General features: G+C 63.3%; 20 protein-coding genes. 11 read left to right on the top strand and 9 right to left on the bottom strand.

Features of this window, described 5'->3' with window-relative positions; all coding sequences use genetic code 11:
• Genes ASC89_RS07185 through ASC89_RS07175 form a run of 3 tightly spaced genes read right to left on the bottom strand, consistent with a single transcriptional unit; the run spans position 1 to position 1,385 of the window.
• A complete protein-coding gene (locus ASC89_RS07185) occupies positions 1–492 on the bottom strand; it encodes a GyrI-like domain-containing protein (RefSeq protein ID WP_162247914.1) in 492 nt (163 codons plus the stop codon).
• Positions 467–1,054, bottom strand: a complete 588-nt coding sequence (locus tag ASC89_RS07180; RefSeq protein WP_055996254.1) for an SRPBCC domain-containing protein — start codon at positions 1,052–1,054, stop codon at positions 467–469. Before ASC89_RS07180 ends, ASC89_RS07185 begins: the two co-directional genes overlap by 26 nt.
• Positions 1,038–1,385 (bottom strand): helix-turn-helix transcriptional regulator, encoded by a 348-nt coding sequence (locus ASC89_RS07175; protein WP_055996251.1) that lies wholly within the window; start codon positions 1,383–1,385, stop codon positions 1,038–1,040. The genes ASC89_RS07180 and ASC89_RS07175 overlap by 17 nt, the downstream gene beginning before the upstream one ends.
• Positions 1,386–1,595: 210 nt before the next feature.
• Here ASC89_RS07175 and ASC89_RS07170 point away from each other — a divergent pair, with 210 nt between their 5' ends.
• The 3 genes from ASC89_RS07170 to ASC89_RS07160 are packed head-to-tail and all read left to right on the top strand — an operon-like array spanning position 1,596 to position 4,578.
• The gene (locus ASC89_RS07170; protein WP_055996248.1) at positions 1,596–2,441 is read left to right on the top strand and encodes a phytanoyl-CoA dioxygenase family protein; all 846 of its coding nucleotides are present in this window, start codon (positions 1,596–1,598) and stop codon (positions 2,439–2,441) included.
• Positions 2,438–3,301, top strand: coding sequence for an AraC family transcriptional regulator (locus tag ASC89_RS07165; protein ID WP_055996245.1), 864 nt, complete (start codon positions 2,438–2,440; stop codon positions 3,299–3,301). The genes ASC89_RS07170 and ASC89_RS07165 overlap by 4 nt, the downstream gene beginning before the upstream one ends.
• Positions 3,298–4,578 (top strand): ABC transporter substrate-binding protein, encoded by a 1,281-nt coding sequence (locus ASC89_RS07160; protein ID WP_055996242.1) that lies wholly within the window; start codon positions 3,298–3,300, stop codon positions 4,576–4,578. Before ASC89_RS07165 ends, ASC89_RS07160 begins: the two co-directional genes overlap by 4 nt.
• Positions 4,579–4,877: 299 nt before the next feature.
• On the opposite strand, the gene ASC89_RS07155 is transcribed toward ASC89_RS07160, so the two are convergent.
• The 3 genes from ASC89_RS07155 to ASC89_RS07145 form a co-directional block, all read right to left on the bottom strand.
• Positions 4,878–5,375: a GyrI-like domain-containing protein gene (locus ASC89_RS07155; protein ID WP_055996239.1), complete on the bottom strand. Its 498-nt coding sequence runs from the start codon at positions 5,373–5,375 to the stop codon at positions 4,878–4,880.
• A 385-nt stretch (positions 5,376–5,760) separates the two neighbouring features.
• Positions 5,761–6,180, bottom strand: coding sequence for a DUF2155 domain-containing protein (locus ASC89_RS07150; protein WP_082528027.1), 420 nt, complete (start codon positions 6,178–6,180; stop codon positions 5,761–5,763).
• A gap of 20 nt (positions 6,181–6,200) precedes the next feature.
• On the bottom strand, positions 6,201–6,611 hold the full coding sequence (locus tag ASC89_RS07145) for an NADH:ubiquinone oxidoreductase subunit NDUFA12 (RefSeq protein WP_055879769.1): 411 nt from the start codon (positions 6,609–6,611) through the stop codon (positions 6,201–6,203).
• A 704-nt stretch (positions 6,612–7,315) separates the two neighbouring features.
• Here ASC89_RS07145 and ASC89_RS07140 point away from each other — a divergent pair.
• The 8 genes from ASC89_RS07140 (at position 7,316) to ASC89_RS07105 (ending at position 19,396) form a co-directional block, all read left to right on the top strand.
• Positions 7,316–11,011 carry a vitamin B12-dependent ribonucleotide reductase gene (locus tag ASC89_RS07140; protein WP_055996236.1) on the top strand — a complete coding sequence of 1,232 codons (3,696 nt, stop codon included), beginning with the start codon at positions 7,316–7,318 and terminating at the stop codon, positions 11,009–11,011.
• A 116-nt stretch (positions 11,012–11,127) separates the two neighbouring features.
• A complete protein-coding gene (locus tag ASC89_RS07135; protein ID WP_156384536.1) occupies positions 11,128–13,674 on the top strand; it encodes a toll/interleukin-1 receptor domain-containing protein in 2,547 nt (848 codons plus the stop codon).
• Between the two features lie 624 nt (positions 13,675–14,298).
• Positions 14,299–15,228 (top strand): aldo/keto reductase family oxidoreductase, encoded by a 930-nt coding sequence (locus tag ASC89_RS07130; protein ID WP_055996230.1) that lies wholly within the window; start codon positions 14,299–14,301, stop codon positions 15,226–15,228.
• 161 nt (positions 15,229–15,389) lie between these two features.
• Positions 15,390–17,465 (top strand): mechanosensitive ion channel family protein, encoded by a 2,076-nt coding sequence (locus ASC89_RS07125; protein ID WP_055996227.1) that lies wholly within the window; start codon positions 15,390–15,392, stop codon positions 17,463–17,465.
• A 38-nt stretch (positions 17,466–17,503) separates the two neighbouring features.
• Positions 17,504–17,890, top strand: coding sequence for a GFA family protein (locus tag ASC89_RS07120; RefSeq protein WP_055996224.1), 387 nt, complete (start codon positions 17,504–17,506; stop codon positions 17,888–17,890).
• 281 nt (positions 17,891–18,171) lie between these two features.
• Positions 18,172–18,525, top strand: coding sequence for a DUF4189 domain-containing protein (locus tag ASC89_RS07115; RefSeq protein ID WP_156384535.1), 354 nt, complete (start codon positions 18,172–18,174; stop codon positions 18,523–18,525).
• An 11-nt stretch (positions 18,526–18,536) separates the two neighbouring features.
• Positions 18,537–18,953 (top strand): hypothetical protein, encoded by a 417-nt coding sequence (locus tag ASC89_RS07110; RefSeq protein WP_055996218.1) that lies wholly within the window; start codon positions 18,537–18,539, stop codon positions 18,951–18,953.
• 23 nt (positions 18,954–18,976) lie between these two features.
• Complete coding sequence (locus ASC89_RS07105) at positions 18,977–19,396, top strand: hypothetical protein (RefSeq protein ID WP_055996215.1); 420 nt, start codon at positions 18,977–18,979, stop codon at positions 19,394–19,396.
• A 10-nt stretch (positions 19,397–19,406) separates the two neighbouring features.
• Here ASC89_RS07105 and ASC89_RS07100 read toward each other — a convergent pair whose 3' ends face one another.
• Genes ASC89_RS07100 through ASC89_RS07090 form a run of 3 tightly spaced genes read right to left on the bottom strand, consistent with a single transcriptional unit; the run spans position 19,407 to position 20,776 of the window.
• On the bottom strand, positions 19,407–19,955 hold the full coding sequence (locus ASC89_RS07100; RefSeq protein ID WP_055996212.1) for an ATP-binding protein: 549 nt from the start codon (positions 19,953–19,955) through the stop codon (positions 19,407–19,409).
• Between the two features lie 45 nt (positions 19,956–20,000).
• Positions 20,001–20,462 carry an NUDIX domain-containing protein gene (locus ASC89_RS07095; protein WP_055996209.1) on the bottom strand — a complete coding sequence of 154 codons (462 nt, stop codon included), beginning with the start codon at positions 20,460–20,462 and terminating at the stop codon, positions 20,001–20,003.
• Between the two features lie 17 nt (positions 20,463–20,479).
• Positions 20,480–20,776, bottom strand: coding sequence for a YciI family protein (locus ASC89_RS07090; protein ID WP_055878054.1), 297 nt, complete (start codon positions 20,774–20,776; stop codon positions 20,480–20,482).
• Between the last annotated feature and the right edge of the window lie 145 nt (positions 20,777–20,921).

Raw genomic sequence — 20,921 nt, 5'->3', positions numbered from 1 at the left:
TCAATCCCTGATCTTGATGGCGACCGTGGTTTCCCACTTGTCCGGGTCGGGCTCTTCGTCCGGACTGTTGGGATAGATTTCGAGCCGCGCGGCGAAATGATCGCCATCGCTGCCGGCGATCGCATCCCACGCCAGGCCCTTTTCCTTGGCCCAACCAATGAGGATGGCGTTCACATCCATCAGGTTGTCGTAGTGCCCCCAATAGGTGGTCTGGGCGTAGCGGCCGGCCGGCAGCGTGCCGCCGATCAGTTGGCCGTCGCTCGCCACCGGAGCGCCTACGGGCACGCCGAACTCGATTTCGAGATCGGGCATATTGACGATGTTGTACTTGAAGAATGCTGGCCCAACCGGTTGTAGTGCCTTGGCTTTCACCGCAGCAAACATCGCATCCATAGTCCGCCCGATCACGGCATCGAAGGGGATCGTCACCCGTTTGCGGATGGCGACATAGGGTTGAGCCGTCCGCTCAACGATCGTTGGTAGAGTGAGCATTTTCGTCCTCCCGCTTGCTCTCCACGGCCCGGCGCCGCGCCGCGACGATATCCTCGGCGACGCCATCGCTGCGCGGCCGGCCCTTGGGGCTCCAGTCGTCGTCGATGAACTGCGCCACATAGCGGTCGAACACATCGAAGCCGCTCTTCCAGCCCCAGCCGTGCCCATCGCGCTCCTCGACGCTGATGAACGGGGTTTGCCGGAAATACATGCGGGTCTTGCCGTGCTCGTCGACGAAATCCATCGTCACCACGGTCTCGAACCCGTCATACTCGTTGATGTAGCTGAAGCTGAGCCGGCTCGGCTCTTCGATCTCGAGATACTCGCCGCGGATCCAGTGGGCGTGTCCGGGGCCGTTGCTCATGCAGCGCCGCCATTTGCCGCCGACGCGGAAATCGATGTCGCAGCTAAGGAGCGCGTAACCTTCGGGCCCGTGCCAGCGCACCATATGCTCGGGCTCTTTGAACATCAGCCAGACCAGGGCCCGCGGCGCGTCGAACAGCCGGTCGAACTCCAGCACCAGGGCTGCCTGTTCGGCGGTGACGCTATTGCTTTGGGCCATTCGGGTTCCCTCTTTGCAGTTCGGCCAGGTACGCATCCATGCGCGCAAAATTCTGGTCCCAGTGCCGGCGATAGCGCTCGACCCAGTTGGCCAGCTCCGCCAGCGGCGCGGCGTTGAGCTGCACCGGGCGCCACTGCGCATGGCGGGTGCGCGCCACGAGGCCGGCCTGCTCCAGCACCTTCAGGTGCCGTGAGATGGCCGGCATCGAGATGTCGAACGGCGCGGTCAGTTCGCTCACCGACGCCTCCCCCTCGCTCAGCCGCTGCAAGATCGCCCGCCGCGTTGGGTCGGCGAGCGCGGACAAAGTGAGGCTGAGGGCATCGGTGGTCATATTTTGCACATTCGTTAAATAACACGATTGTTAAATACCGGACAGCATATCGAGTCAAGTGCCGGCCCGGCCCGCCCCTGTCGCGCGGTCACAATGCGCGAAAAGTGCACAACTTCGCCGAGTTCGTAGCCTTGGATCGGCAGCGGTTTGGCGTGACTATCGCTAGCAACGAGAGCCGAAGGCGAGCTCCGGAGAGTGGGATCACGGACGATGCTGCAATTCGACCAGGAACAGGGCGGGACCTACCAGGACGGGCTCTACGACCCGGAATCGAGCGCCCCGCGCGTCGATATCGCCACGGCGCTGACCGCCGCATCGCGCCAGCATTATCGGGAGCATGGCTGGCTATCGGTGGAAGGGCTGCTGGACGCAGGCGAGTTGGCCAGCGCCAAAGCCGCGATCGACGACCTGATCGAGGGTCGGGTGCCGCTGTTCTCCGGCGTGTCCTACGAAAAAGGATACAAGGAGATCATCGATACGATGACGGCGGCCGAGCGCTATGACGCGGTGCGCAAACTCTACGATTTCGTGCCGCACGAGGAGCGGCTGGCCGGAATCGCGCTGGGCGAGCGGATCGGCGCGATCTGCCGGCACCTGCTGGAGCGCGACGTGCGGCTGTTCCAGGATATGGCGCTGCTGAAGCCGCCGCGCGGCGGCCGCGAAAAGCCGTGGCATCAGGATCATGCGTTTTTCGACTATCCGCTCGGCACCCGCATCGTGGGCGTGTGGATTGCGGTCGACGAGGCCACCATCGCCAATGGCTGCATGCAGGTGCTGGATGGAGGGCACAAGCTCGGGCCCATCCACCATTTCCGGCGCCGCGACTGGCAGATCTGCGATACCGACATCGCGGGACGCAAATCCGTAGCCTTCCCGCTGCGCCCCGGCGACGGCATGTTCTTCGATGGCCTGTTGCCGCATGGCACGCCATCGAACAACTCGGCGCAGCGGCGCCGGGCGCTGCAGTTCCACTACATGGACCAGAAGGCGCAACCGAGCGATCAGGTGGAGCGACTGGCCATATTCGGCGGTGAAGGCGCCGGAGCAACCTGTTGAACGAGAGGGCCGCCAGAGCGTCGGAGACCGGCGAGCCGGGCGTCGAACTGCGCGCGCCGGTGGGGCGGATCCGGTGCGACCCGGGCTGGTCGTTCGTCTCCGATCCGGCCAAGCACGACAATTATCGCATCTGGCTGATCTGGGCTGGGGAAGGCGAACTGGTGACGCCCGGCGGTGAGCACATTGCCCTGCTGCCCGGGGTAACGTGCGTGATGCGGCCGGACGGTATCTACCGGGCGCAGCACAACCCAGCCAATCCGCTGGGCGTCACCTTTCTCAACTACGCCTATGAGGCAGGCGACGCCCCCCTGCCCCCGGTCTGGTGCTGGACACCCGACTTCCTGTTCATCGATGCGGTGACCCGCAAGGTCGTCCAGCTGCATGCGGCGGAGCTGGCGGGCCTCGCCGCCAATGGCCGGCGCAGCGCCATGCTGCTGCGGGCCGTGCTCGACGAACTGCAGGGCGCGGCGCTGCAGCTGCAGCCGGGAGACGTGCCGAGCTCGCGGCTCGACCGGGACGTGATTGAGCTGGCCAACAAGGTGCTCGAAATGCCCGCCGAGCACGACGATGTCTCCGAGCTCGCCGGAGCGGTATTTCGCAGCCGCTCGCATTTCACCCGCACGTTCCGGCGCATCTATGGGGTGAGCCCGGCAAGCTTCGTCAAATCCACCAAGCTGTTGAAGGCGCGCAACCTGTTGCAGACCACCTCGATGAGCATCGGGGAGATCTGCTCGATCCTGGGTTATTCGACCACCCAGTACTTTTCGCGCCAGTACAAATCCTACTTCGCGACGACGCCCGGGGAGGACCGGCGCCGCGCGCAACACAACACGCAAACAAACGAGGAGGAGACGATATGACCACACGTCGCAGAACCGTGCTGCAGGGCGCCCTGGCGCTGCTGGGAGCAGCAGCGCTGGCGCCGGCCGCGCGGGCGCAGTCGGACGGCGTCCGCGCCATCTTCTGGGGCGGCCAGGCGCGCGCCGAACGAACCTTCGCGGTGTTCGACCTGTTCCGGAAGAAGTTCGGCACCGCACCGGTGGCCAGCGAGTTCATGGGGTTCAACGACTACTGGACCAAGGTCGCGACGCAGACCGCCGGCGGCAACGCGCCCGACCTGATCCAGATGGATTACCGCTACATCGTCGAATACGCCCAGCGCGGCGCGCTGACGCCGCTCGACGACTACCTCGGCAAGACGCTCGATCTCGGCGATTTCGATGCCGACCAGATCGAGGCCGGGCGGGTCGACGGCAAACTCTACGGCGTGAGCATGGGCGCCGGCGGCTTCTGCCTGCAGGTCAATGCCAGCGCCTTCGAACGCGCCGGCCTGCCGGTGCCCGGGGCGACCACCACCTATGCCGACCTCGCGGGGATGGTCGGCGATTTCAACGCTGCCAATGCCGGGATGCGCATGCTGCCCGATGGATCGGGCAACGAGCCGGCGCTGGAGAACTGGCTGCGACAGCGCGGCAAGGCGCTCTATACCCCCACAGGTGAGCTGGCCTTCGACACGGCTGATGCGGCCGAGTGGTTTACCCTCTGGGCCGACCTGCGCAGCAAAGAGGCGTGCGTGACCGCCGAGGAGCAGGCGATTTCGACGGGCACCATCGACACCAGCATGCTGGTGACCGGGCGCGCCGCCAGCGGCTTTACCGGGGTCAACGAACTGATCGCCTACCAGGCGCTGGTCAAGGACAAGCTGGCCGTCAGCAACATGCCGCTGGCGATGGCAGGCGGCAAAGGCGGGCAATACCGCAAGCCGACGATGATGTGGACCTTGGCAGCGACCTCCGGGGTCAAGGACGAGGCGGTTGAGCTGATCAACTTCTTCGTGCGCGATCTCGAGGCGGCGAGCCTGCTTGGCCTCGAACGTGGCATCCCGAGCTCGGCGGCCTCACGCGACCATATCGTCGATGGCCTCAACGACCTCGAGCGGCAGACCCTCGATTTCTTCGCCAATCTTGGCGAGCTGCTTGGACCAATCCCGCCGCCGCCGCCAGCCGCGGCGGGCGAGATCAGCCTGTCGCTGCTGGGCACGTTGAGCCAGGAGATCGGCTTCGGCGCCAAATCGCCGGAGGACGCCGCCGCGCAACTGGTGAGCGGCGCAAAAGACATCCTCGCCCGGGCAGGATAACTCCGGCCGGCCGGTTCCTCTCCCGGGCCGGCCGGTACTTTTCTCGGATTAGAGCATTCACTATGAGGCGCCCGGCCCAAGGGTTGGGCTCGGTACCGGCCCTACCACCGGCTGTCATCCCAGCGAAAGCTGGGACCCATCTACCCACTTGCGCTGCGGCGCGTTGGGTCCCAGCTTTCGCTGGGATGACATCGTAGGTGGGGTGATGCCAGTGGGTCAGCTCGACCACCGTGTGCCATACCACCCACCTGCGATCACTCACTGACTCTGCCGGTGGTTCAACTCATCCATGAAGGGCACTAGCGGCCCAGCCGGAACGCCACTTCGGTTTCCCACTTCTGCGGGTCGGGCTCATTGGCCGGGTCGGTGGCATAGATTTCCAGCAGGGCCGCGTCGTATTCGCCGGAGGCGTCTTCCGGCATCGGATGGGGGATACCTTGCTTCCCGAGCCACTCGCCGAGCGCGACATTGGCCTGGTAGAGGCCGTCATAAGGTCCGGTGTGGATCAGCGTCGCAAAGCGGCCGGCCGGGATGGTGCCGGTCCGGACCCTCGAATCGCCGGCCAGCAGCGTTGCCGTCGGGAAACCGACCTCCATCACCATCGGCCCGTCCTCGGGCATTGCGAGATAGCTGAAGAATGGCGCGCCCACCGGCGCGGCGCCTTGCGCGGCCAGCCAGCCGGCCACCTCGCCGATCAGCGGCGGCGCCTTTGAGGGGATTTCGCCGCGGTCGAGGCTGACGCGGATGGCTGCGAAAGGCTGGTCGGGGCGGGTAACGATCTCTGGTGTGCTGAGCATTCTGGGCTCCTCTCGTCGTGATGGAGGGGAGCTAAGCGCAAGAGACGGACGCTCGACTTGATCGTGGTTGCGGTGGGTGAGGCCGTTCGGTTTTGCCGCGCAGGGGCAACCGGCCAGTCCAATCACTTCGTGCCACTGACGGTCCCCCACCCACCGGTGTCATCCCAGCGAAAGCTGGGACCCATCCATCCGCTTGCGCTTGCTGTGAGTTGGGTCCCAGCTTTCGCTGGGATGACACCGAGTTTGGGGCGCTGTCGGATAGCAATTGCGCCGATCGCTCCCGCAGCAGAGCTGCGGGATTCCCACGACGTAGTCACATGAGCCTTCGCCGGGATGACACGGCGGATGAGGCAAGTTTGGTGCCTCACCAGAGGCACCCAGGAACTTACCCGCCCGTACCTGCGTCCGCCGATGGCGGCGGCACGTCGGAGCTCTGCTTACAGTCGAGCAGCCAGATATCGTAAACCGCGTGGTCGATGGCGTTGAGCGCCGGGCTGTCGGCGAACATCCAGCCGGTGAAGATGCGGTCGATCGAGCCCTTCAGGCTCACCTGGTCGACCTCGACGAACACACTGGTGCGCTGCGTCTCGGTGGGTGGCCGGGTATAGCAGGCGCGCGGGGTGATCTGCAGCGCGCCGAACTGCACCGTCTCATCGATGTAGACATCGAACGTGGTGATGCGGCCGGTGATCTTGTCGAGCCCGGAGAACTGGGCGACCGGATTGGCGATCGTTTCGGCCAGCACAGGCGTCGCCAGCGCAAGGCTGGCGAGAACGACGGCAACTGCCTTGCGGACCATCTGCATGGGCTGAACGATGGTCGGGATTATTCTGGAGACCACGCGTCGTAATCGCCGGTGACGCGCGGGCGCTCGCCCTTGCTGAGCAGGCTACCATCGGGGCGATAGGCCGCGGCGGTGCCGGTGAGGTTGGGCTGGTGCGGCAGCTGCCAGGAACGGGCGGTGTAATCCTGCTCGGTCGGCGGGGTGTTGGTGCGATAGTGCATCCAGCCATACCAGCCGGGCGGGATGGTGGTGGGCTCGGCATAGCCGCCGGCATAGATCACCATGCGGCGCTCGTAGCCGTTGGGGCCGGGCTTCGAACCCTTCTTGGAGCGGTAGTAGCGGTTGCCGGTCTCGTCTTCGCCGACAAACTCGCCCTGCGTGGCGATCCAGAGGCGCGTGCCCCAGGTGTTGCCCCGCCACCAGGCCAGAATCTCGATCAGGAAGTCCTTCATGCCGCCGTTCGCCATACCGTCTGAACCCGTCTCAGAAGCCGTTCGCGCGGGACAAATCGCCCGCCATTTCTGCCTGTGGCTCTAACATGCCGGGGCGCACCCGCCTAGCATAAAGGCGAGCCTGCCCTGCCCTCTACCTATGGTGTGCCGCCCCACCAGAGGGCGCTGTGTATGGTCGTCGATTTGTGACGGAAATAATGCGCTTGACAGGATTCGCACCGAAAACTGCCCCTCACTTAGCCCGGCCGGTTCATCTTCAAGCGGTGCTCAAAGGTGGCGAAAGAGTGGCCGATTTCCCGTGGTTTAGCGCCGATTCCACCAGCGGTTCGCGAGGGTGCGGTACCGAAAATTGACCCTCTTACGCGTCGAATCGGGGTTGGAACTTTTCCCCGTAATCCACATATGAGATACTGGATTTAGCCGTTGGATCCGGGCAATGCCACTAGCAGTTGTATGTTGTGATCATGCCTCGGCATTGACCGACTCGAAGCATCGGACGCATCCTTTCGGGGTTGCGCCGGGCTTGTTCAGACGGCACGACGGACGACCGGGACCACGCGGCGGCGACAGTTCGCTGAAGGTCCCAAACGGGGCTCCTAGGCCGTTTTTCACGGTCAGTTAGACAGCGTCATACAAAGAGGCAGAAGCCGTCCTTGGCGGCTCGCGGGCTTTCCTGTCCGCTTTATTGGGGAATATATAGACAAATGCGCATCGAACGTCGGTTCACGAAAGCCAATGACAGCGCCTATGCGGGGATCGAATTCCGCTCGGTGACGAGCGAGATCAAGAACCCCGACGGCTCGATCGTGTTCAAGCTCGAGGGCATGCAGGTCCCCTCGACCTGGTCGCAGGTGGCTGCCGACATCATCGCGCAGAAATACTTCCGCAAGGCCGGCGTCGCCAAGATCCTGAAGCGCGTCGAAGAGAACGATGTGCCGAGCTGGCTGTGGCGTTCGGTTCCCGACGAGAAAGCGCTGGCCAAGCTCCCCGAGGCTGAGCGCTATGGTTCGGAAACCGACAGCCGCCAGGTGTTCGAGCGTCTCGCCGGCACCTGGACCTACTGGGGCTGGAAGGGCAAGTACTTTGCCAGCGAGGAAGATGCGCGCGCCTTCTTCGACGAGCTCTGCTTCATGCTGGCCACGCAGCGGGTTGCCCCCAACTCCCCGCAGTGGTTCAACACCGGCCTCCACTGGGCCTATGGCATCGATGGCCCCGGCCAGGGGCACTTCTATGTCGACCCCTTCACCGGCAAGCTGACCTCGTCCAAATCCGCCTACGAGCATCCGCAGCCGCATGCCTGCTTCATCCAGTCGGTGACCGACGACCTCGTCAACGAGGGCGGCATCATGGATCTGTGGGTGCGCGAGGCGCGCCTGTTCAAATATGGCTCGGGCACCGGTTCGAACTTTTCGAAGCTCCGCGGCGAGGGTGAAAAGCTCTCCGGCGGCGGCAGGTCCTCGGGCCTTATGTCCTTCCTCAAGATCGGCGACCGTGCTGCCGGCGCCATCAAGTCGGGCGGCACCACCCGCCGCGCCGCCAAGATGGTGGTGATCGATATCGATCACCCTGATATCGAGGATTACATCAACTGGAAGGTGAAGGAGGAGCAGAAGGTCGCGGCGCTCGTCACCGGCTCCAAGGTGGTGTCGAAGGCGCTCAAGGCCATCATGAAGGCCGCGGTGAACTGCGAAGGCACCGGCGACGATTGCTTTGACGTCAACAAGAACCCGGCGCTGAAGCGCGAAGTGAAGGCGGCGAAGAAGGCGCTGGTGCCGGAGAACTACATCCAGCGCGTCATCCAGTTCGCCCGCCAGGGCTACACCGATATCGACTTCCCGGTTTACGACACCGACTGGGATAGCGAAGCCTACCTCACCGTCTCCGGCCAGAACTCGAACAACTCCGTCCGCGTCACCGATGACTTCCTCAAGGCCGTCGAGACCGATGGGACCTGGGACCTGTTGAGCCGCACCAAGGCCGGCAAGGTCACCAAGACCGTCAAGGCGCGCGACCTGTGGGAACAGATCGGCTACGCCGCCTGGGCTTCGGCCGATCCGGGCATCCATTTCCACACCACCATCAACGAGTGGCACACGAGCCCCGAGGCCGGCGAGATCGTCGCCTCGAACCCCTGCTCGGAATACATGTTCCTCGACGACACGGCGTGTAACCTCGCCTCGGTGAACCTGCTGCCCTATCGCAACGCCGACTCGTCGTTCGATGTCGCGGCGTTCGAGCACACCACCCGCCTCTGGACCGTGGTCCTCGAGGTTTCGGTGATGATGGCGCAGTTCCCGTCCAAGGCCATTGCCGAGCGCAGCTACGTCTACCGCACCCTCGGCATCGGCTACGCCAATATCGGCGGCCTGCTGATGACCTCAGGCATTCCCTATGACTCGGCCCAGGGCCGCGCCATTGCCGGCGCCATCACCGCTGTGATGACCGGCGTCTCCTATGCCACCTCGGCCGAGATGGCCGGCGAGCTTGGCCCGTTCCAGGATTATCCGCGCAACTCCAAGCACATGCTGCGCGTCATCCGGAACCACCGTACCGCTGCCTACGGCAAGACCGACGGCTATGAGGGCCTCAGCATCAACCCGGTGGCGCTCGACCACGCCTCGATCGGCGACGACACGCTTTCGACCCGCGCCAAGGCGGTATGGGACGATGCGCTGACGCTGGGCGAACGCCACGGCTACCGCAATGCGCAGGTCTCGGTGATTGCCCCGACCGGCACCATCGGCCTCGTGATGGATTGCGACACCACCGGCATCGAGCCCGACTTCGCCCTGGTGAAGTTCAAGAAGCTCGCCGGCGGCGGCTACTTCAAGATCATCAACAACGCCGTGCCGCCGGCACTGCGCACGCTGGGCTATTCCGAGGCGCAGATCGCCGAGATCGAGGCGTATGCCGTCGGCCACGGCAACCTGAACCAGGCGCCCGGCATCAACCCCTCGACGCTGCGCGCCAAGGGCTTTACCGACGAGAAGATCGCCGCGCTCAACGCGGCGACCAAATCGGCCTTCGACATCAAGTTCATCTTCAACCAGTGGACCCTTGGCGCTGATTTCCTGAAGAGCCTCGGCGTGACGGACGCCCAGCTCGGCGACATGACGTTCGACCTCCTCGCCTTCCTGGGTTTCTCCAAGAAGGACATCGAGGCCGCCAACATCCATGTCTGCGGGTCGATGACGCTGGAAGGCGCGCCCTTCCTCAAAGACGAACACCTGCCGGTGTTCGATTGCGCCAACCCCTGCGGCAAGACCGGCAAGCGTTTCCTCTCGGTCGAGAGCCACATCCTGATGATGGCGGCGGCGCAGCCGTTCATTTCGGGCGCCATCTCGAAAACCATCAACATGCCGAACGACGCGACGGTCGCCGACGCCAAGGAGGCCTACCAGCTCAGCTGGCGCCTGGCGCTCAAGGCCAACGCGCTCTATCGCGATGGTTCGAAGCTTTCGCAGCCGCTCAATTCCTCGCTGGTCGCCGATGAGGACGACGAGGAAGAAGATGCGGTCGAACTGCTGAACGCCGCCAACCAGATGGCGCGCGTGCCGCAGATCACCGAGAAGATCGTCGAACGCATCATCGAGCGCGTCAGCCGCGAGCGCGAAAAGCTGCCGAACCGCCGCAAGGGCTATACCCAGAAGGCCAATATCGGCGGCCACAAGGTGTATCTGCGCACCGGTGAGTTCGACGACGGTCGGCTGGGCGAGATCTTCATCGACATGCACAAGGAAGGCGCTGCCTTCCGCGCCATGATGAACAATTTTGCCATCTCGATCTCGCTCGGCCTGCAATATGGCGTGCCGCTCGACGAATATGTCGAGGCCTTCACCTTCACGCGCTTTGAACCCGCGGGAATGGTCATGGGCAACGATCGGATCAAGAACGCCACCTCGATCCTCGACTATATCTTTCGTGAACTCGCCGTGTCCTATCTCGACCGCGAGGACCTGGCGCATGTCCACGCCGACAGCCCGACGGCGCTGTCGCAGAGCGGCGAAGGCCAGCGCCCTGCCCCGATCCCGGCGCAGAACCTGGTTTCTCGTGGGATGACCCGCGGCAAGGTGAAGGACCAGAACCTGATGCTGGTCTCCGGCGGCCTCACCGCCGCCCAGGCCTATAACCCGGTCGCCTCGATGCAGACCTCAACCGTCACGGCGCTGAAAGCCGCAACGGCCCTGAAGATCGAACCGAGCCCAACCGTGCTCAACGAAGCCGAGCTGAACCCGATCCCGAGCCCGCCGACCCAACAGGACGCGGGCCAGCTCAGGGCCCAAGCGCTTATGCAGGGGTACACGGGCGATCAGTGCAGCAACTGTAATTCGATGCGGATGAAGGTCAGCGGGCACTGCATGGTCTGCGAGGACTGCGGGACGACGACTGGGTGTAGCTGAGTTGATCGAAGCAGCCAACTGACTGAGTATCGACGTGGTCCGAGCTTGCTCGGACCACGCTGCTTTTGCATGCCGGCCTGAGATGCAAAGCAGGCCAAGTTGGTGAGGAGCTATTTATGCGCCCTGTCTTCCTCTCAGTTAGCGCCGTCGATGAAGGCTTTGCCCGACCCATATGGAACTCGCTGCCATCAGACTGGGCATATCTTTACTCAACATCTGGAGAAGAGGGCGCCGAAATGTGGGACGAGATCTCACGGCGCGAGCTTCCTGCCTCAAGATACTTGGTCGTGTTCTGGTCCAGGTCTTACGTCAAAGCCAAAGGCTGCATTCGAGAACTCCGTCAAGCGGCCGAACTGATGGCCAATGGCACCTTGTCGTCGCTGATCCTGCGTCTCGATGACTTCCCCATCGTTTGGAACGATGACCTGTCAGCGGACCTAAAACCCATATTCGATGACCTCGCTCATCTACTCGAGGTTAGAACGTCTCACCCAAACGTGTCCCTGGAGGATGCCAACCAACTCGTCCAGCGCTTCATCGAGCCCGCGATGAAATCCGCCCATCCAACACTTCCCCGAGACGACATCCTCGAGCCCATGCGAAACGCAGTGCAGAAAGAGCGATTCAGATGCTTCCCTGCGATGTGGATCTCTGGCTTTCCCGGGGCAGGCCGCCACACACTTGTGGAGCAGCTCAACAAATCAATGGCGCCTAACGGCCGACCAATATCGGTTGATATTAACGCAGCCTCCCTTCCAAAACAGATTTGCCTCAAACTCGAAAGTGCAGGTTTTGGCGCAGATATCAACAGACTGGCGCAGGTGCAGGACGCGGACGAATCCAACACCTTCGAGGGGGTATCCAATAGGATCAATCGCATATTTGAATCGGGGAACTATGTAGTCTTCACCCACGACAAGATACTGCAGAACAATGTAGAGCTGCCGGAATGGCTCGATGATGTTGTGTCGTCTCTCGAGGCCGCCACGCGCCCCAAGTTGTTTATCGTCTCTCAGTTGCCACTTTCGATTGAACGCAGAAAGCGGTGTTTCGAGCAGTTGGCCGAACAGCGAGTTACGGGCTTCTCCAACTACGAAGTTGTTCCATTTGCGGAATCGCTCTTGGCTCACTTTGACCGTCAGCCAGAAAGATGGACGGCAAAGGCAGTGGATGACCTTATCGACGCAGCACAAGGTAACATCGGACTCCTGGTGACACTTGCTCAGGCAACGAGCTCCGTGATCGATTTCAGCGAGATCGATGAGCTAATCGCCCATGCCAAAAATATGGCGCAGGAATCCATCGCTTATTACGTAGATTGGGCGTTTGCCAGCCTACACGATGACATCGATTGTCAGAGAATGATGCTGTTCCTAAACGATGTCAGCCCTTGCGATGCTCGCGACCTAGCCGGCCTTTTCGAGAACGCAGAAGAATCTGTCCTCAAGACACTTTCCAAGTGCGCCAAGCTGGGTTTCGTAGAGCGGGACAGCTCTGGACTATATCGACTGACGCCATTTCTAGCTGGCAGGCTTGCACGGCACTTGGTTCGCGCCGATCTTATAGAGTGGAGGCGCTCGGTTATTGAGACTTTTGCCAAATCACCATTTGACTTTGGCGCTACTGAGAATGAATTCATACGAATTGAGTCGCGCATCCAGGCAACCTTTTGGAGCGGCAAGGATGAACTTCCCAAATCGGTGGAGAAATTCGTCTCCGCATCTCATTGGTTTCAAGCCGGGGTGCGGCTGTATCATGCCCGCCAACATTCGGCGGCATATCGACTCCTGAAGAAAGCATTCGCTGCAAGAGACTCCTTCTCTCAGGCTTCCAGAACCGAGCTGCTTCGCTATTTTGGCCTTTCCGCGATCCGCACCGGAAACGATGACGACGTAATGACTTGCATACAGTTGTTAAACAGCAACGTGAACAGCCGAGAGCTTGCTTCGTACCTAGAGGCTTTCAAGTTGGAGAGCGAGCATAAGTTCTATGAGGCCAAGCAGAAATACGAAGAGGCACTGCAGTTCAATTTGGACAAAGACAGCCGTCTCGAGAGGATATACAGACCACTAATAAAGTGCATCCTTCTCACTAGGAAACCCGACTATGCACTTGCGGAGAAGTATGCACTCGCTTGGGGTCGGTTGCGCCAGACTGTGTTCAGTAAACACGCTACCTGTCGGATCTACCTGCAATGGATGCTTCAAGGTGTTCAACGAGCGGACGAGGCACCAGCACATCTAAGAAGGCGGTATGACGATGCGCTAGTCGACCTCAGACAACACCCGGGGGGTATGGGCGCGTATCATGAGGTGCTGTCCGAGGCCGCCGAAATCACTGGGAAACCGGAGGAAGCTGTGGCGGAACTCGAGGCTGCCATTGCGTTCGATGATCGCTTCGAGCTTCGCCTGAAACGCTGGCAGATAATGGCGCGTCACAAGAAACTCGCGCAGGCCGCACTTTCTGAGTTGGAAGAACTTAAGGCGGATCCGAAGCAGGCGATGTTCAGAGACGTGCATCTCAAGGGGTTAGTTGAGATATTCGTTACCGCTATGTCTCATGGTGTCCATAGCCCGCAACGGCTGAACAGGTTTGCTGTGCCGTTGGGCTCTCGCGACATTGGGGCGATTGTAAGTCGAGTTCGAAGGCGCCAAGAGGGCTAGGCTTGCGGTTGCTGTGAACTCGCCTTGCACCGCCCCAACTCGTCCCCGCTCCTTCACCCCCCATGCTGTCCTCCCCCTCGTCCCCTGCACCGAAACGAGATCATGACGAATGGTTGGTGTGGTGGAGGTTGAGTGGGCTGGCAGTCGTACCGGCCCGGGCCTAAGTCGCGGCCGGTTGTACCGTAGCCTTGTCCGCCTGCGGGCGCGCCAGAAGACATCGCCGAGATCGGAAAGGCCATCCCCGGTCAACGACCACCTCCCCCCACGGGGAGAGGAACTGCCTGCTTGGAAACGTCCCGTGTGGCGACACGCCGTGGATCTGGACTGGGGCGATGGGTTCCAGGCTCGGGCGAATGGCGTTGGGGGAGCCCGGATCCGCTTCGATCAAGCACAAAGCCCCGATTGACCGGCGAGGCGTGAGCCTCCCTTGCATTGCGGACTACATGCGACGGGCAAACGCCTCGCCGGTCCTTCGCTTCGTTACCATGCTCCGGGGCGTGATCGCCGCCGGATGCATCGGCACGTCCGATTCCAACCCAACCACGACGAGCGTCGTATTGCCGACGCCACCCACGGCTTGTGATACACAGCGTCTTCCACCCATCCGCCAGCACAGGCCCTGCCATGAAGACCTTCACCGTCCCCCATACAGACGTCACCGTGTCGAGCGTTGTGCTGGGCCTGATGCGCATCGCCAAGATGAGTGACGCCGAGGTTCGCGCGCTCTACGACGCGGCCGTCGAGGTCGGCGTCACCATGATGGACCACGCCGATATCTATGGCGGCGCACCGCATGTCTGCGAGGCGCGGTTCGGCGACGCCCTGAGACTCTCGGCGTCCGACCGGGCGAAGATCCAGATCCAGAGCAAGGTCGGCATCCGCCGCGGCTATTTCGACTTTTCTTCCGAGCACATCCTACAATCGGTCGATGGCTCGCTGAAGGCGCTCCGCACCGAGTACCTCGACGTGCTGCTGCTGCACCGGCCCGATACGCTGGTCGAACCCGACGACGTGGCCAAAGCCTTCGACACGCTCCACGCCAGCGGCAAGGTCCGCCATTTCGGCGTGTCCAACCACACGCCCGGCCAGATCGAGCTGCTGAAATCGGCGGTGAAGCAGCCGCTGCTGTTCAACCAGGTGCAGCTTTCGATCGCCCATGCCAACCTCTTCGCCCAGGGCGTCGCCGCCAACATGGGTGGACTCGACCAGTCGGTCTCCCGCGATATCGGGCTCCTCGACTATTCGCGCCTCAAGGGCATGACGCTGCAGGCCTGGTCGCCGGTGCAGAAGGGTTTCTTCGAGGGCGTGTTCATCGGCGATCGCGAGCACTATGCCGAGCTCAACGACGTGATGGATGAGTTGGCCCGGAAATATGCCATCACCCCCATGGGCATCGCCATCGCATGGATCACCCGGCACCCGGCCAACCTGCAGGTCGTCCTCGGCACCACCAAGCCCGGGCGCGTCCGCGAAAGCGCCGCCGGCTCGGACATCACTCTTACGCGCGAGGAATGGTACCGCCTGTTCCGCGCCGCCGGGCACACCCTCCCGTAACCGGCACCGGGCATGCAGTTTTGGATACTCGATCGCCACCGCGATCTCATCGGGTCGCTTGAGCGGCACGATGCCGCCAACTTATTCGTCTAGTCGCAAAGCACATTGCCTTTCGATTCCAAGGATCTGCCGCCCGGATCCGGACCAAGCGAGACCCACCCGTGAAGCAGCTGATTGCCGTTCTCTTTGTCATGCTGTCGATCGGCAGTGCCTATGCCCAGCAAGCCAAGCCGGCTCCGCCAACATCCTCAGACGCTGTCGATCGGCTCATCGTCGTGCTCGAGGACCCGGTGCTGCGGGAGCAGTTGCTCGAGCATCTGCGCTCGACGCCGAACGAGGCCGGTCCGACGGCAGCGGGTGCCGAGGAAGCCGATAGCGGCGCGAGCACCGGCCTGGCCGGCGCCCTGTACCGCTGGTCCGACGAGCTCGTCACCTCGCTGCCCACTGCCACATTCGGCGTGCCGATCGACCGGAAGCTGGCGCAGGCTGGGACGCAGATCGGCAGCCGGGTGCAGAGTGGGGTCAGCAGCGGGCAATTGCTGCAGTTCCTGGCATGGGCCCTGCCCGGCCTGGCGATCGTTGCCGGGATCGGGATTGGTCTGCGCCGGGTTGGGCGTGGGCTGGTCTCGCCGACGAAGCCGGTGCGGAAGCGGAAGCTGGCGATGGGGTTGATGCTGAAGGTGGTGCTGGCGGCGGCGGCGCTGTTCGTGGTCGCGGTGCTGGTCAGCTTCTTGCCGGTGCCGAAGGTGGCGAGCACCAGTTTCACGAGCCTCGCGGTCGGCATCCTCTTGGCCATGCTGACGGCGGATCTTGCGACGTCGGCGCTGTCGGGCTTTGGCAGCGTGCGCAGCGTGCGGCTGATCCGCTATGGGCAGCGCCGGTTCTATCCGTGGTGGCTGGCGGTCGCGAGTTTTGCGACCTTTGCCGCGCTCAGCGCCGACCCGTCGTTACGGCAGGTGCTCGGCTGGTCGGCCGCCGACTTTGCCGGGCTGATCCTCAACTGCATCGCGGCGCTCACCATGCTGGGGTTCGTATCGCGGCACCGGATGGCGCTTGGCCGGCTGATCTTCGGCGGCGCCGCGCGCGCCCCGGTTTCGGACAATCCGATCCGCAACGCCACCCGACGCCTCGCGCGACACTGGCACCTCATCGCCTATGGCTTTCTGATCCTCAGCATTTTCAGCCTCCTCGCCGGGCAGCGCGACAATGATGTGCTGAGCCAGATGCTGTGGTCGTTCGCCGTGGTGCTGGCCGGCATGGTGACCATCGCCGGGCTGCACCGGCTCACCACGTCAACGCCGCCGCGCTACCGCTATCAAAGGCATACCCTTCGTCAGATCGTGGCCGGCAAGATCCTGAAACTGTTGCGGGTCGCAGCCGACGCGCTGACCCTCTTTGCCATGGCCATGACCATTGCCGGCGTCTGGGGCTTCAACATCTGGGGCTGGCTGACAACGGATGGCCGCGTCATCGTCGGTCCGCTGTTGGCGGCGGCGACGGTTGTCGCGGTGGCCTGGTTGATCTGGGTGACGCTCGATGCCTGGATCGCCACGACCCTCGCGCCCGACAAGAGCACGCGCCCGGGATCGCAGCGCTCGAGCCGGTTGCAGACGCTGTTGCCGCTGATGCGTAACGGCGTGCTGATCCTCCTGGTGGTGCTGGGCGGCATCGCGGTGCTGGCCAATATCGGGGTCGACGTGACGCCGCTGATCGCTGGCGCCGGGGTGTTCGGCCTCGCCCTGAGCTTTGGCTCGCAGCAGCTGGTGCAGGATGTCATCACCGGCTTCTTCATTCTCGCCGAGGACACGATTGCCGTCGGCGACACCATCAGCACCGGCGATCGCACCGGGGTGGTCGAGAGCCTGTCGCTGCGCAGCATGCGGCTGCGCGACAGCGATGGGGCGCTCCACTCCATTCCGTTCTCGACGGTGAAGGCGCTGAAGAACAGTTCGCGGAATTTTGGCGTGCTCCGGCCGCGCTTCACCGTGCCCAGCGGCACCGATCCGCTGGCGGTGATCGACGAGATGCGGACGGCGGCCACCGAGCTCCGGGCCGACCCGAAGTTCGCCAAAGCCATTACCAGCGATATGCATGACCTCGGGATCGACGAGATCAATGCCGGATCGGTGGTGGTGAGCGGCTCGCTCCGCACCAGTCCGGTGCGGCAGCCCGAGATTGCCCGGGCCTTCAACGGCCGGATGCTGGCCGGGCTCGCCGAAAAGGGGATTCGGCTCTAACGCTAGGACCGCGCGCTGCCACCATCGGGAGTTCTGCCGTGCCAACTGCCTCCTGCCTTTGCGGCGATGTCCGCCTCACCACCTCGGGCGACCCGTATCGCACCGGGATCTGTCACTGCCTCGATTGCCGCAAGCACTCCGGGTCGCTGTTTGGAGTGTTTGCGATCTTCCCGACTGAGGCGGTAAGCATCGAAGGCACGACGCATGAGTATGCCGGGCGGCATTTCTGTCCGCGCTGTGGGTCGTCGGTGTTTTCGGTGAGCGATGACGAGGTCGAGGTGCATGCGGGGGCGTTCGATGCGCCGGACCAGGCGCGGCCGAGCTACGAGCTCTGGACCGTCCGGCGCGAGGCCTGGCTGCCGCCCTTCCCGCTGAAGCACAGCTATACGCGCAATCGCGAGGGCGGCGGGCGCAGCGAGGACTAGGGTGCGGGAGCTCCTGGGAGGCGAGGCATGCGCATCGGCTCACTAAGGGCATCTCAGGATGGGCCCCGGCCTTCGCCGGGGTGACACCGTGGATAGGGGTGGGTCGGTGCCTGAGCGCTGCAGATCAAGATCTGGGCTTGGAGTAGATGGCACCCTCGGCCAGTGCCTGACCGATATTCCGCGCCGGAATTTACCCTATCCGCAGGCTGCACTGGCGGCACGAAGTCTTACGCCTTAGCGATACTTCACATGTAAGTCATACTTGCGCTTTGGGGGATAATGTGAAGCATTTGATACTGGCGGTTGCCTGCAGCCTGTCGCTGCTGGCGCCGGTTCCGGCCATGGCCGATTGGGCCGTGGCGCAGGCGGCGCCGGGCGGCAAGCCGTTTGTGCAGCGCTTCCGCTCGATCTCGTGGGCCAGGGACATCACGCTCGAGGCCTGCCGCAAGCAATACCAGAACTGCAAGGTCATCGCCTCTGGCGCCGGTGGGTGCCTCGCCATTGCGACCACCGGCAGCAAATGGGGTGTCGGCAAGGCCGGTAGCAAACAGCGGGCTCATGCCGCGGCGCTCAAGGCGTGCGACGCGCTCGGCGCCGGCCCTTGCCGTGTCGAAGACGATTTCTGCGGTCAATGAGGAACCCCGCCATGCGATTGATCCTTGCTACCCTCATCGTCCTCGCCGGAATTGGCGTGGCGCTCGCGGCGCCGAAGCTCGCCAACCAAACCATCATGACCTACAGCCCCGGCCACGGCACGCAGGTCGAATATTACGACAAGCAAGGCGGCACCTGGCTCTGGTACCCCGGCAACAAGGTGGTGCTGCCCGGCCGCTGGAAGACCGAGCGCGGCAATATCTGCTTCGGCTACACACAAAACAGCTACAACCCGGTCACCGGCCATAGCGGCGCGGGCTGGGAATGCCAGCCGCTGAAGATCTTCGAAAGCGTCGTGGTGGAGCGCGCTGCAGGCGATGTGTTCGGGCTTGCGAAGCGTGCCAAGCCGCCATTCTCGCTGCCGAAGCGCCGCACCAGCATCGAAGCGCTGAGCAAGCGCCTGAAGTAACCCCGAACACCGGAGCATCCATCATGCGACGCCACTCACGCCTGTCCGTAGTTCTCGCCGCCCTGCTCTTCGCGACGAGCGCGGGCATCGCCACCGAGGCCGCCGCCAAGGGCGGTGCGCAACTGCTGCCCAACAGCTCGCTCTACACCAAGGTGAGCACCGCCTCGAGCAAGGACGAAATCAAGGCGATCTGTGCCGAGATCGTGGCCCGCCAGGATGCCTCGGCGGTCGGCCAGACCGATGCATCGCACCTCTACATGCACGGCATGATCATGGGCGTCAGCTGCCTCAAGGTCGATTACTTCAAGGCCCTGGTGCTCGCCCGGGAATCCGGCGACGCCTTCACCCTCAAGGCGGCCCTGACCTATATCCGCGACCGTGCCGCCGGCGGCAACGCCAAGGCCATTCGCGCGCTGGAGAAATACGAGAAGGCTTACGACTAGGAGCAACAGCTCAGCCAGCCAGCTCCCCGGTCAGCTGCTGCACCCTTTGCTCGCGCGTCCCGGTCACCTCGACGACGCGCGGTCCATCGGCCAGCAGCCCGAGATCGTCCTCGCGCAGCATGGTTTTGAGCCGCGCATCCACCCGTTTCCTGAGCTTGGGATATTCGATCGCTACCGCGATCTCGTCCGGGCTTTTCAGCGGCACGAAGACGACGAGGTCGAGCGTCGCCAGCGCATCCTCGATGCGTTTCAGCAACTTGCCGTCGGGGCTCCACTCAAAGCCTTCCGCAGCGCTCAGCACCTCGAGATAGCCGAGGAAATCGAGCGGGCAGCGGTCGAAGATCACGTTCGCTTCGCTGGTCGCAAGCAGCAGCGCACAGCTCTGCTTCAGCTGTTCCTCGAGATCGGCGACCGATGGCCCATCGGCGAACACCACGCCCTGCTGCACCAGCAGCCAGTAAGGCTCCGGCACCGCCTCGTAACCCGGCGTCGCTGCAACGAAATCCTCGACGAGCGTGGTCTTGCCACTACCGTGCGTGCCGGTCACCGCGATGCGCATAGGCCTTCCCCTTTTGGCCTCCGTGCCATCACTTGCGCCAGAAGTCTACGGTCCGGTATGCGCCAGCAACGCATCGACCAGCACGCGCTGGCCGAGGTGCAGCTTGGTTCGCGCCGCGTCGAGGCTGAACCACCCTGCCCGGTCGACTTCAGGAAAGCTCTGCCGCTGTCCGGAACGCGGCGGCCACTCCATCTCGAAACTGTTCGAGATGAGGGTCTTGGGGTCGAAATCTCCCTCCAGCGCAAACACCACCAGCTGCTTGCTGCTCGAGAGCTTGAACTCGCCGAGCGGCGCCAGCACGCCCTCCGGCACTGTTCCAACCTCCTCGGCAAACTCCCGACGCGCCGCCGCTTCCAGTGCCTCGTTGGGGTCGATCAGCCCCTTCGGGATCGACCAGGCCGCTTCATCCTTTCGGGCCCAGAACGGGCCGCCGGGATGCACCAGCAGCAGCTCGCGACCGCTCGGGCCATGCCGATGCAGCAGGATTCCGGCTGAGATTTCGGACACTCGACCCCTCCCGAGCTTCAGATGCGGTCCAGGTCCTCGACGCCGGTCTTCACGTCCCAAGGCAGCAGTTCGTACTGCGCCAGCTTGTGCCGGGTGAACGGATCGCCCTCCCGGACGCGATCAAGCGCACCGTTGGGGTCAGAGTCGGGGACGCGCAGCAGGAAGGCGCCGCCCACATGTGGTCGGAACGGACCAGATGCGATCAGCACGCCCTGCCTGTTCAACTCGCGCAGGTACTCGCGGTGTGCCTCCCGGTGGGTCTCGGCAATTTCCGCCAATGGAAGTCGATAGCGAACGATGGCCAGGGCGTACATTCTATGCTCTCCGCTCATTGCGACGTGGGCCGGCAGTCGCGCTTAGGTAAGCGCTTCCCCGCCGGCATCCAAGTTGCGGCCGGCGTCGAAACCGGGTCGCCTGGCCGAGAACAGTTCCGTACCACCGGTACACTTGATCACCCGC

The sequence above is a fragment of the Devosia sp. Root413D1 genome, assembly GCF_001425235.1.
In the GTDB taxonomy this organism is placed as follows: Bacteria; Pseudomonadota; Alphaproteobacteria; order Rhizobiales; family Devosiaceae; genus Devosia_A.
Note: the sequence above shows the minus strand (reverse complement) of the source record. Positions and strands in the feature narration are given on the sequence as shown.

What these genes read in the sequence shown, in the direction of transcription:
- ASC89_RS07160 (WP_055996242.1), top strand. Translation starts at nt 3,298, where the DNA reads ATGACCACACGTCGCAGAACCGTGCTGCAGGGCGCCCTGGCGCTGCTG.
- ASC89_RS07110 (WP_055996218.1), top strand. Translation starts at nt 18,537, where the DNA reads ATGCGATTGATCCTTGCTACCCTCATCGTCCTCGCCGGAATTGGCGTG.
- ASC89_RS07090 (WP_055878054.1), bottom strand. Translation starts at nt 20,776, where the DNA reads ATGTACGCCCTGGCCATCGTTCGCTATCGACTTCCATTGGCGGAAATT.
- ASC89_RS07105 (WP_055996215.1), top strand. Translation starts at nt 18,977, where the DNA reads ATGCGACGCCACTCACGCCTGTCCGTAGTTCTCGCCGCCCTGCTCTTC.
- ASC89_RS07130 (WP_055996230.1), top strand. Translation starts at nt 14,299, where the DNA reads ATGAAGACCTTCACCGTCCCCCATACAGACGTCACCGTGTCGAGCGTT.
- ASC89_RS07175 (WP_055996251.1), bottom strand. Translation starts at nt 1,385, where the DNA reads ATGACCACCGATGCCCTCAGCCTCACTTTGTCCGCGCTCGCCGACCCA.
- ASC89_RS07140 (WP_055996236.1), top strand. Translation starts at nt 7,316, where the DNA reads ATGCGCATCGAACGTCGGTTCACGAAAGCCAATGACAGCGCCTATGCG.
- ASC89_RS07150 (WP_082528027.1), bottom strand. Translation starts at nt 6,180, where the DNA reads ATGCAGATGGTCCGCAAGGCAGTTGCCGTCGTTCTCGCCAGCCTTGCG.
- ASC89_RS07180 (WP_055996254.1), bottom strand. Translation starts at nt 1,054, where the DNA reads ATGGCCCAAAGCAATAGCGTCACCGCCGAACAGGCAGCCCTGGTGCTG.
- ASC89_RS07100 (WP_055996212.1), bottom strand. Translation starts at nt 19,955, where the DNA reads ATGCGCATCGCGGTGACCGGCACGCACGGTAGTGGCAAGACCACGCTC.
- ASC89_RS07135 (WP_156384536.1), top strand. Translation starts at nt 11,128, where the DNA reads ATGCGCCCTGTCTTCCTCTCAGTTAGCGCCGTCGATGAAGGCTTTGCC.
- ASC89_RS07170 (WP_055996248.1), top strand. Translation starts at nt 1,596, where the DNA reads ATGCTGCAATTCGACCAGGAACAGGGCGGGACCTACCAGGACGGGCTC.
- ASC89_RS07185 (WP_162247914.1), bottom strand. Translation starts at nt 492, where the DNA reads ATGCTCACTCTACCAACGATCGTTGAGCGGACGGCTCAACCCTATGTC.
- ASC89_RS07155 (WP_055996239.1), bottom strand. Translation starts at nt 5,375, where the DNA reads ATGCTCAGCACACCAGAGATCGTTACCCGCCCCGACCAGCCTTTCGCA.
- ASC89_RS07145 (WP_055879769.1), bottom strand. Translation starts at nt 6,611, where the DNA reads ATGAAGGACTTCCTGATCGAGATTCTGGCCTGGTGGCGGGGCAACACC.